11 protein-coding genes are annotated in these 9128 nt (G+C 42.8%); all 11 read right to left on the bottom strand.

Annotated elements, in window-relative coordinates:
- Positions 1-250 precede the first annotated feature (250 nt).
- Positions 251-862: an imidazole glycerol phosphate synthase subunit HisH gene (gene hisH / locus RYP29_RS07390; protein WP_311532827.1), complete on the bottom strand. Its 612-nt coding sequence runs from the start codon at positions 860-862 to the stop codon at positions 251-253.
- 75 nt (positions 863-937) lie between these two features.
- Entirely contained in the window at positions 938-2020 is a 1083-nt protein-coding gene (gene hisC / locus RYP29_RS07385; RefSeq protein WP_311532825.1) for a histidinol-phosphate transaminase, read from the bottom strand.
- A gap of 10 nt (positions 2021-2030) precedes the next feature.
- Positions 2031-2360 carry a phosphoribosyl-ATP diphosphatase gene (gene hisE, locus RYP29_RS07380; protein WP_311532823.1) on the bottom strand — a complete coding sequence of 110 codons (330 nt, stop codon included), beginning with the start codon at positions 2358-2360 and terminating at the stop codon, positions 2031-2033.
- A 62-nt stretch (positions 2361-2422) separates the two neighbouring features.
- Positions 2423-2737 carry a phosphoribosyl-AMP cyclohydrolase gene (hisI, locus tag RYP29_RS07375; protein WP_005375309.1) on the bottom strand — a complete coding sequence of 105 codons (315 nt, stop codon included), beginning with the start codon at positions 2735-2737 and terminating at the stop codon, positions 2423-2425.
- A gap of 20 nt (positions 2738-2757) precedes the next feature.
- Positions 2758-3516: an imidazole glycerol phosphate synthase subunit HisF gene (gene hisF / locus RYP29_RS07370; RefSeq protein ID WP_156930918.1), complete on the bottom strand. Its 759-nt coding sequence runs from the start codon at positions 3514-3516 to the stop codon at positions 2758-2760.
- The gene (gene hisA, locus RYP29_RS07365) at positions 3510-4241 is read right to left on the bottom strand and encodes a 1-(5-phosphoribosyl)-5-[(5-phosphoribosylamino)methylideneamino]imidazole-4-carboxamide isomerase (RefSeq protein WP_311532821.1); all 732 of its coding nucleotides are present in this window, start codon (positions 4239-4241) and stop codon (positions 3510-3512) included. The genes hisF and hisA overlap by 7 nt, the downstream gene beginning before the upstream one ends.
- 60 nt (positions 4242-4301) lie before the next feature.
- Positions 4302-4901: an imidazoleglycerol-phosphate dehydratase HisB gene (gene hisB, locus RYP29_RS07360; protein WP_311532819.1), complete on the bottom strand. Its 600-nt coding sequence runs from the start codon at positions 4899-4901 to the stop codon at positions 4302-4304.
- A gap of 51 nt (positions 4902-4952) precedes the next feature.
- A complete protein-coding gene (gene hisD / locus RYP29_RS07355) occupies positions 4953-6230 on the bottom strand; it encodes a histidinol dehydrogenase (protein WP_311532817.1) in 1278 nt (425 codons plus the stop codon).
- An 80-nt stretch (positions 6231-6310) separates the two neighbouring features.
- Positions 6311-7915 carry an ATP phosphoribosyltransferase gene (gene hisG / locus RYP29_RS07350; RefSeq protein WP_311532815.1) on the bottom strand — a complete coding sequence of 535 codons (1605 nt, stop codon included), beginning with the start codon at positions 7913-7915 and terminating at the stop codon, positions 6311-6313.
- Between the two features lie 141 nt (positions 7916-8056).
- Complete coding sequence (hisJ, locus tag RYP29_RS07345) at positions 8057-8923, bottom strand: histidinol-phosphatase HisJ (RefSeq protein ID WP_005375445.1); 867 nt, start codon at positions 8921-8923, stop codon at positions 8057-8059.
- A 70-nt stretch (positions 8924-8993) separates the two neighbouring features.
- The coding region (locus tag RYP29_RS07340; RefSeq protein WP_399553314.1) for a GNAT family N-acetyltransferase at positions 8994-9128 on the bottom strand (135 nt) is incomplete at its 5' end.

The raw sequence follows: 9128 nt of genomic DNA, 5'->3' as shown, positions 1-9128 counted from the left end.
TAAAATTAGAATACACGCGGAGGCTATAACTAAGTAAATACCATTCATAACCATAAAAACACCTCCAATGTATGTGACATCGGAGGTGCCGAATAAACATTTCTAATAAAACTAGGTCTCCAATGCCACTTTAGCTTATAAATTGATGAGTACTTACATACTCATTGTATATCCAAACAAAAATATGTCAATTTACACTTTCTCATTCTAGATACTCATTATTCGTTAAAAGCATATATTGAAGACTATTTTATTTTTTTACTATGATATTTCCAAAGGTTCGTAGCAGATTAAGCCCTACAGCTCCGCTTTTCTCAGGATGAAACTGCATGCCATAGACATTCCCCTTCTCAACAATGCCCGGTACCTTAATCCCATAATCCGCGGTTGTTGTAATGTATTGAGAATCTGTATCTACGTAATAAGAGTGCACAAAATATGTATATTTATCAGCTACATCAGAAAAAACACTGTCTTTACGGCACAGTGTATTTTGATTCCACCCCATATGAGGTACACGAAGACCGAGGTTATTAGGAATGGCTTTCACAGTGCCCGGTATAATACCTAAGCCAGGAGTCGGTCCATATTCTTCAGATTCATCAAACAAAAGTTGCATACCTAAACAAATACCAAGCAATGGTATGTTGCGCTCCACCACCTCATGAATAACGTCGATAAGACCGCGCTCACGAAGGACGGAAACAGCCGATGCATAGGCGCCGACACCCGGTAGAATCACACCATCAGCAGCCAATATAGTATCTCGATTAGCGGTCAATACCGCATCAAGACCGATATGTTGTAATGCTTTTTGTACATTAAATGTATTGCCCGCATCATAATCAATTATGGCAATCATAGTGACATCCTTTCTTTTACGCCTATGTAAATAGCAACATACGTCGCAATGTACATCGCTATAAAGTGGCCTACATTATTGACGGGCCATATACTCTTTCAAAATAGCGCGCATAATAGCACCATCACTAGCAGGAGGCAATGTTACACGCAACCAATTGTCTCGTTGTCCACGGCGTACTTGATAGCCCTTAGCGAGCCATTCATCAGCAAGACTATCCGCATTAGGTACGGACATAAAGATAAAATTAGCACCGCTCTTATAATAAGTGCCGCCCACTTCATCCAACGTTTGTTCCCACAAGGCGCGTTCTGCGGCATTCTTCTCTACAGTGCTGCGCAAGAATTCACGATCACCAAAGGCAGCCTCAGCAGCCACTTGGGACAAGGTATTCAAATTATATGGCAAGCGAATGGTTTGAATATAGTTCGCTAATTCAGCGCTACTCATCATATAGCCTACGCGATAGTTCGCAAGGCCATAAGCCTTAGAGAAGGTGCGCATAATAAATACATTAGGAAATTCATCAAGTAAAGCTCGTGCCGTTGGCACCTCTACGGAGGTTACGAAATCGATATAAGCTTCGTCGATGATGACTAACACATCTTTCGGCAATGTACTGATAAAGTTACGAATATCTTCAACAGTTTCATAGGTCCCTGTTGGATTGTTAGGATTACAAATCCATACGAGGCGCGTCGTAGTATCTACGGCTTGACGCATCGCCTTAAAATCGTATTGACCTGTAGACTCGATGCATGGCACCTCGCGAATGACCGCCCCTTCTACAAGGCCGTTAAGGCCATATTCAGAAAAGGCAGGAACGCTGATAACGATAGAATCGCCCGCATTGATAAATGTTTTATTTACCATGGAAATCACTTCATCAAGGCCGACGCCAATGACGAGTTGATTTTCTGCTACCTTCCAATAATCTGCTAGGACGCTTCGCAAGGATGATGCATTGCCATCAGGGTATAGATTGGCATCATTGTTCGTCACATAATCTAGTACTGCTTCGCGCACCTTTGGCGATGTACCATAAGGATTTTCATTGGCTGACAATCGCACAAGGCGCTCCACACCGAGGCGAGCTTTGACGGACTCTGCCGGTTCTTCTGGCACATACGGCTTTAATTGGCCAATAATCTTCTTCATACTCCACTCCTTACAACTCTGTAATCGCTTTGCGTTCCTGTGTTTTGCTGATAACGCCTTCACGGCTTGCCAACTCTTCTAAGATGACTTCATAAGGAACGCCTTTTTCTACCAATAGAACGAGCAAATGATAGAGTACGTCTGCTGTTTCATATACTAGTTCTTGTGGGTCTTCATTTTTAGCAGCGATGACAACTTCTGTTGCTTCTTCGCCTACCTTCTTCAAGATTTTATCGAGTCCCTTGTCGAACAAGTAATTCGTATAGGATCCTTCCTTTGGAGTTTCCTTGCGCCCTTTGATAATGGCGTATAATTCTTCTAATGTTTGTTGATTGGCCATTGTTCTTCTCCTTTGTGAAAGCTAACGCCTATGCGTCATCTCACCTCATATTTCTTATGTTTCTACGCTTCTACATCGTTAAAAAAGCAGCTCACCGCTCCTGTATGACATGCAGGCCCTTCCGCATTGACGAGAACCAGTAATGTATCGCCATCGCAATCGAGCTTCATATCCACCACGTGTTGCACATTACCACTGGTACCGCCCTTATGCCAAAGTTCTTGGCGAGAACGAGACCAGAACCAAGTTTCCTTGGTTTCCAGTGTTTTGTGAAAGCTCTCTTCGTTCATCCACGCCACCATGAGCACTGCTTTTGTTGTATTATCTTGAACGACCGTCGGTAACAGGCCGCCACCCTTATTAAAGTCTGGTTTCATGTATGCTACAATCTCCTACCCTATCTAACAGCAATGCCAGCTGCCTTCAATTGTGATTTTAAATCGGGAATGCTAATTTCACCAAAGTGGAATATAGACGCTGCTAGTGCACCGGTAACACCAGTCTCGGTGAATACATCGATAAAATGCTGTACCGTACCAGCTCCACCGGAGGCGATAATCGGAACATCTACGACCTCTTCCAAGGCTTTATATAGTTTAATATCAAAGCCGGATTTAGTGCCGTCCTTATCCATGCTTGTTACCAATAACTCACCAGCGCCACGACTCACAGCTTCTTTAGCCCACGCAAGGGCTTCCCAATCGCTACGCTTGCGACCACCATGGGTATACACATACCATTTACCAGTGTCTGGATCCGTTTTTACATCAATGGCTACTACCATACATTGGTTGCCAAACTTTTGAGCGCCTTCACTAATGAGTTCTGGACGCGCTAAAGCCGCTGAATTAAGCGATACCTTATCAGCGCCTGCTTTCAATAGCGCGCTCATATCATCCACCGTTTTAATGCCACCGCCTACGGTGAGGGGCATGAACACATGTTTTGAAATGTCTGTCACCACATCGCGCATCGTCGTACGTCTATCTACCGTAGCCGTAATATCGAGGAATACGAGCTCATCGGCGCCCTGTTCCTCATAAGTAGCCGCAATATCGACAGGGCTACCTACATCAACAAGGTTTACAAAGTTAACGCCTTTTTTTACGCGACCATTATCTACGTCTAAACAAGGAATAATCCGTTTCGCTAACATGATGCTTTCTCCTTATTAAACGCAGCAATTTCCTCTAATGTAATAGTGCCTTCATACAAGGCCTTGCCTACAATACTGTCTACTACACCGCGTTGTTCAAGGTTTTTAATATCCTCTAAATTGCGAACACCACCGGATGCAACAATACGGGCCGCAGGGAATTGATCTTGTAAAGAACCCAATAGGTCTTCATTAGCCCCTTGCATTGTGCCATCTCGGTCCACATCGGTAACGATAAAATACTTTGCACCTGCTGCCACCATAGCGCCGATAAGGTCGGTCATAGGCACATCAGATTGGTCGAGCCACCCTTCCGCAGCGACCTTACCATTCTTACCGTCTACGCCGATAACGATGCGTTCTGGGCCGTATTCGGCAATCACCTGTTTCGTCAACTCAGGATTCTTAAGGGCTACGGAGCCAAGAATAACGCGATTAACGCCCATTTCTAAATATAAATCTACAGCCGCTTTATCACGAATACCGCCACCGATTTCTAACACACCTGTAAATGCAGCGCGTACGCGTTTAACAATATCTACATTGACCGGTTTCCCCGCCTTCGCCCCATCTAAATCGACGAGGTGCAAAGCGCCAACACCAGCAGCCTCGTATTGAGATGCTTGGTCAACCGGATCCGGATTAATGATGGTTTCCTTCGCAAAATCGCCCTTATACAGGCGTACGCTGCGACCATCTTGTAAATCTATAGCTGGAAAAATCATAGTATCTCCTCTATTCACGAACCTTATGTGGCCCTGCTTTCACCATTCACAAGGACTCGATTAAATCATGCCCTTTGTAGAATTCACACCATGAATGTCTGGGTTAATCGTAACCGCCTTACGCAATGCGCGACCAGTAGCCTTAAACATGCTTTCAATAATATGATGCGTATTGCGACCATATTCATTGCGCACATGTAAATTCATGGCTCCGCTCACAGCCAAGGCTTGGAAGAAATCCTCTACCAATTCTGTTTCAAAATTGCCACCCAACACAGGTGTTGTAAATTCACCATTAAACACGAGGTATGGACGACCACTTAGATCGATGACAACCTGTGTCAACGCCTCATCCATAGGCACCCACGCGTCGCCATAGCGCTCGATTCCCGCTTTGTCACCAAGGGCTTGTGTCAATGCTTGCCCCAAGGTTAATGCAATGTCCTCTACCGTGTGATGCGCATCTACATACGTATCGCCTACGGCTTTTATAGCCAGACCAAATCGTCCATGCTTAGCCAACAAATGGAGCATATGATCAAGGAACCCGATGCCTGTATCAACGTGAATATCTTGATTTCCATCTAGGGTAAGTGTAATTGTAATATCTGTTTCGCCCGTTTTACGAGTTACCGTAGCTGACCGATTTGTTCTCATCATAGTATCCTCTTATCATTAAGGAAGCCCTTTAAGGCATTCCCATCCATACAATTATTTTTCAAAGCGTACATCAATAGCACGAGCATGTGCTTCAAGGCCTTCTGTACGAGCCAATGTAGTAATATCCTTCGCCACTTCTTGCAAACGTTCACGGCTAAATTGAGTAAAGGAAATGCGTTTTACGAAATCGTACACACCTAGTGGGGACGAGAATTTTGCAGTACCGCTCGTAGGTAATACGTGGTTTGTACCGCCTACATAGTCGCCCAATGGTTCAGATGCATATCTGCCAAGGAATACGGAACCCGCATTTTCTACCATGCTCATATATTCCATAGGGTCTGGTAATTGAATTTCCAAATGTTCTGGCGCCACTTCGTTCATTACAGTAAACATATCTTCTACGCTATCCATAACAGCAATATAGCTGTTGTTTTCGATGGCTGGGCGAGCAATGCTTTCACGAGGTAATTGTGAAAGTTGACGTTCTACCTCATCGGATACGAGTTGGGCTAGTTTTTCACTATTTGTAACCATGATGGCACGAGCTCGTGGATCATGTTCTGCTTGGGATAACAAGTCTGCTGCAAGGTGTACTGGATTAGCACTTTCATCAGCAATAACACCGATTTCACTAGGGCCGGCAATCATGTCGATATCGACTTGACCAAATACTTGTCGTTTTGCAGTGGCCACATAAATGTTACCAGGGCCTACGATTTTATCTACTTTAGGAATTTGTTCTGTACCATAGGCAAGAGCCGCAACACCTTGAGCGCCACCCACTTGGTATACCGCATCAACGCCAGCAAGTTTTGCAGCACCTAAGACAGCAGGATTAATACCATCTTTTTGTGGAGGTGTGACCATGATAATTTCCTTAACACCAGCGATTTTTGCAGGCAATGCAGTCATCATAATGGTAGATGGATATGCCGCTGTGCCACCAGGAACATAGAGGCCAACACGAGCCAATGGCGTTACCTTTTGACCACGTGTGATGCCTGGTGTATCCATATCTACAAAGCCCTGTTCAATTTCACGGCTATGGAATTCGGTAATATTTTTCTTCGCTACCAATAAAGCGTGTTTTAAATCTTCTGGTAAATTATCCCACGCTGCATCGATGATAGATTGATCCACCTTGAAATCATCTAGTTTTACACCATCGAATTTTTCGGAATATTCACGGAGTGCTGCATCGCCATTAGTACGTACATTTTCGATGATATCGTACACGCGGCGTTCAATTTCCATATCTGTTGTTTGTTGTGTATATTGACGGACAATGCTGAGCATTGTATCAAGGGATTCTTTGTAAATTTTCATTGTATGTCCTCATTTCAAACTATGTATATGAATACTTCTATTGTAAATGTTTCTCATCCCATCGCAATAGCGTATGCCATCTATTTTTTATCAATAGCTGATTGCAATTGATCAATCAACTCAAAGATAGTATTTCTTTTTTGTTTCAATGCCAATGGATTTGCCACAAGACGCGTTGAGATTGGTTGGAGCCAATCATAGATTTTAAGATTGTTTTCTCGTAGCGTTGTACCAGTTTCTGTAATATCTACGATGGCATCGGCCAAGCCTACGAGGGGAGCCAATTCAACGGAGCCTTCAATTTTAATGATTTCTACGTCTTGGGATCCGAAATATTGTTTTGTAATGGTTGGATATTTTGTACCGATTCGTTGGCGACGCCCTTCCTTCGGATTATACCCTTCTAAGGAGGCCAAGATAAATTGGCATTGACCCGTTTTTAAATCTAGCATTTCATAAGATGTATTATCTTGTTCATCCAGTACATCGCTACCAACGATGCCCAAATCAACGACGCCATTATTCAAATATGTCGTTACATCAGGGCCTTTCGCTAAGATAACCTCTACCGAATCCCCCAACGGAATAATCAACTTACGCGCCTTGTTGCGCAACGGTTCACAATCAATGCCACAAGACTCTAGGAGAGGAATAAAATCCTTTTCAACGCGGCCCTTTGTTAAAGCGATGCGCAATTTGCCATTATCTTGGATGTTGCTTTCACCTTGCATAAGCACATCTGTAAGGACATCAATGTTGAAAGCCATACCAACAGATGGCATCGGTGTACCATCAAATCCAGATAAGAGTCCATCATAGCGGCCACCGCTGACAATGTATTGAGATACACCGTCTACATAGCCTCTAAAGGTAAGGCCTGTGTAATAGGATTGAAGCGGTTCTGTAGATACATCAATGCGAACTTGTTGACCAGTTGCTTCGATTTGACCAGCTAAATCCATAAGACTATCTAAAATACGTTGTGCACCTGCTGGCAAAATCACCTGACTAAGCTCGTTTTTAATATCATTTACAGTGCCGAATAAACGAGGCCAAATCGTAAGGAATGGATAGAGTGCGTTATTTTTAAATTCGCTGATTAATTCATTGTAGCGTGGCAAATATTTTGTAAATAATGCATCCAGCAAATCGGCCCGTTCACCATCAGTCAAGCCCAATGCATCGGTGATAGCACGAGAGAAACGAGCATCGCCAATTTCTAATAATAAGGTATTATTGAGCTGTAATTCGTTCACTTCTTTAATGATGGCAAAACATTCTAGCTCAGCATCAATACCTTCATAGCCGACCATTTCGATGCCACCTTGTGTGACTTGGTTGATATCGCCACGATGTTGCTTATTTTTCATCAACACGTCGCCAAGATAGTAGAATTTGCGTGGCAATTCAATATTCGTAGTCGCCAAAAAACGACCGATTGGCATGGTTAAATCAGGGCGGATAACCACGGATGCATCAGAACTACCAAAGAATTCGTACATATGTTGACCACGGCCTAATGTGTAACCATTAAACACATCTTTGTATTCTACGAGAGGTGTAGAAATTTTTGTATACTGACGATTGCGGCAAAGGCTTAGTAAGTATTGACTCACATCATCCTTGCGCTCCGCTACAGCACCTATATCATCACGAAAACCTGTAGGCAACTGTTTCTGTACCATGAGGATCATCCTTTCTATAAACCATGCTAATATTACTATTTAAAATATATAGAGTCTTTTAGATTTTATCGCTTTAGCGTATTAAAGCATAAAACTATAATAATACTCCTCTATAGAATTGTCAATAGAGGAGTATTAATTCTAATCCCAAACCTTTGCTACATCTGCTACGCTATGCGCATCGGATCCTAGCACAAAAGGTACACCAATAATGGCAGCTATTCCTTGAATAAAACGGCTTGGATACATTTCACCGCAATCAGGTTTAAAGAATCCACTCATATTATAATCTAATTCTCTACCTTGAACGCGCATAATATGTAGTATATCGCTCACCAATTGAGCATTCCGTTTATCTAAATGGTGTTCAAATCCGAAATGATGTTGGTATTTCTTGATTAGGTCAAAGTGGCCAATTCGCTTTGGCGTATACGTACCTAAATCGGCGCGCACCGCTTGGCGAATAATACTAAAGTATTTATAGTACAATTCGCTTTGATTAGAAATCCAAGGACCAAAACCCTTTTCAAATTCCTCTGTATTATAATCAACACAGTAGTATTTGCCACCTACACCATCCATAAAGTGAACAGATAGTATATTATCGTCCGTCAATGGACCATAGCGATCGAGAAAATCTTGGATATCGCTTTCAAAACCAGGGATATAGTCCACCTCAAAGCCAAGGGAAATATCGATATGCGTACCATAAGCACGTTGTAATTCACGACCTAATTCGAGATAGGAATCCACCTGATTGAGTTTAAGAGACGCCGTATCATAAGCAACCTTATCGCCACCGTACTCTGCCTCAAATGCCTTTGGCAATGGAGCATGCTCTGTTAAGCACACCTTTTCGATGCGTAGTTCAATGGCCTTTTCAATCATAAGCGCCGTTCTATCGCCGCTACCATGTGGACATAATTCAGTATGAAAATGACCATCCACCAATCGGCTACGATACGTACTATTGCCTATGAACTGCCGTTCTGCTTTCATATTTATCATAACTTACCCCTATCTATGTATAGCATACATCCGCAACCCCACGGATATATGAAGTATTTAATATCTATTATTATACCAATAATGCGTAAGTTTCGGTATCCTGATATTTTCCATGTTTAAACCCAACCTCAGGAGTAAGTCCACAATAGGTAAAACCAAATCGATTATGTAATTTCGTGCTCCCCTCATTGCCGGCCGTAATAAC

The organism is uncultured Veillonella sp. (assembly GCF_963534045.1).
Lineage (GTDB): Bacteria > Bacillota > Negativicutes > Veillonellales > Veillonellaceae > Veillonella.
Note: the sequence above shows the minus strand (reverse complement) of the source record. Positions and strands in the feature narration are given on the sequence as shown.

Coding starts and splice junctions, on each gene's coding strand:
- hisF (WP_156930918.1), bottom strand. CDS start 3,516: ATGTTAGCGAAACGGATTATTCCTTGTTTAGACGTAGATAATGGTCGC.
- hisB (WP_311532819.1), bottom strand. CDS start 4,901: ATGATGAGAACAAATCGGTCAGCTACGGTAACTCGTAAAACGGGCGAA.
- hisJ (WP_005375445.1), bottom strand. CDS start 8,923: ATGATAAATATGAAAGCAGAACGGCAGTTCATAGGCAATAGTACGTAT.
- hisI (WP_005375309.1), bottom strand. CDS start 2,737: ATGAAACCAGACTTTAATAAGGGTGGCGGCCTGTTACCGACGGTCGTT.
- hisH (WP_311532827.1), bottom strand. CDS start 862: ATGATTGCCATAATTGATTATGATGCGGGCAATACATTTAATGTACAA.
- hisE (WP_311532823.1), bottom strand. CDS start 2,360: ATGGCCAATCAACAAACATTAGAAGAATTATACGCCATTATCAAAGGG.
- hisA (WP_311532821.1), bottom strand. CDS start 4,241: ATGATTTTTCCAGCTATAGATTTACAAGATGGTCGCAGCGTACGCCTG.
- hisG (WP_311532815.1), bottom strand. CDS start 7,915: ATGGTACAGAAACAGTTGCCTACAGGTTTTCGTGATGATATAGGTGCT.
- hisD (WP_311532817.1), bottom strand. CDS start 6,230: ATGAAAATTTACAAAGAATCCCTTGATACAATGCTCAGCATTGTCCGT.
- hisC (WP_311532825.1), bottom strand. CDS start 2,020: ATGAAGAAGATTATTGGCCAATTAAAGCCGTATGTGCCAGAAGAACCG.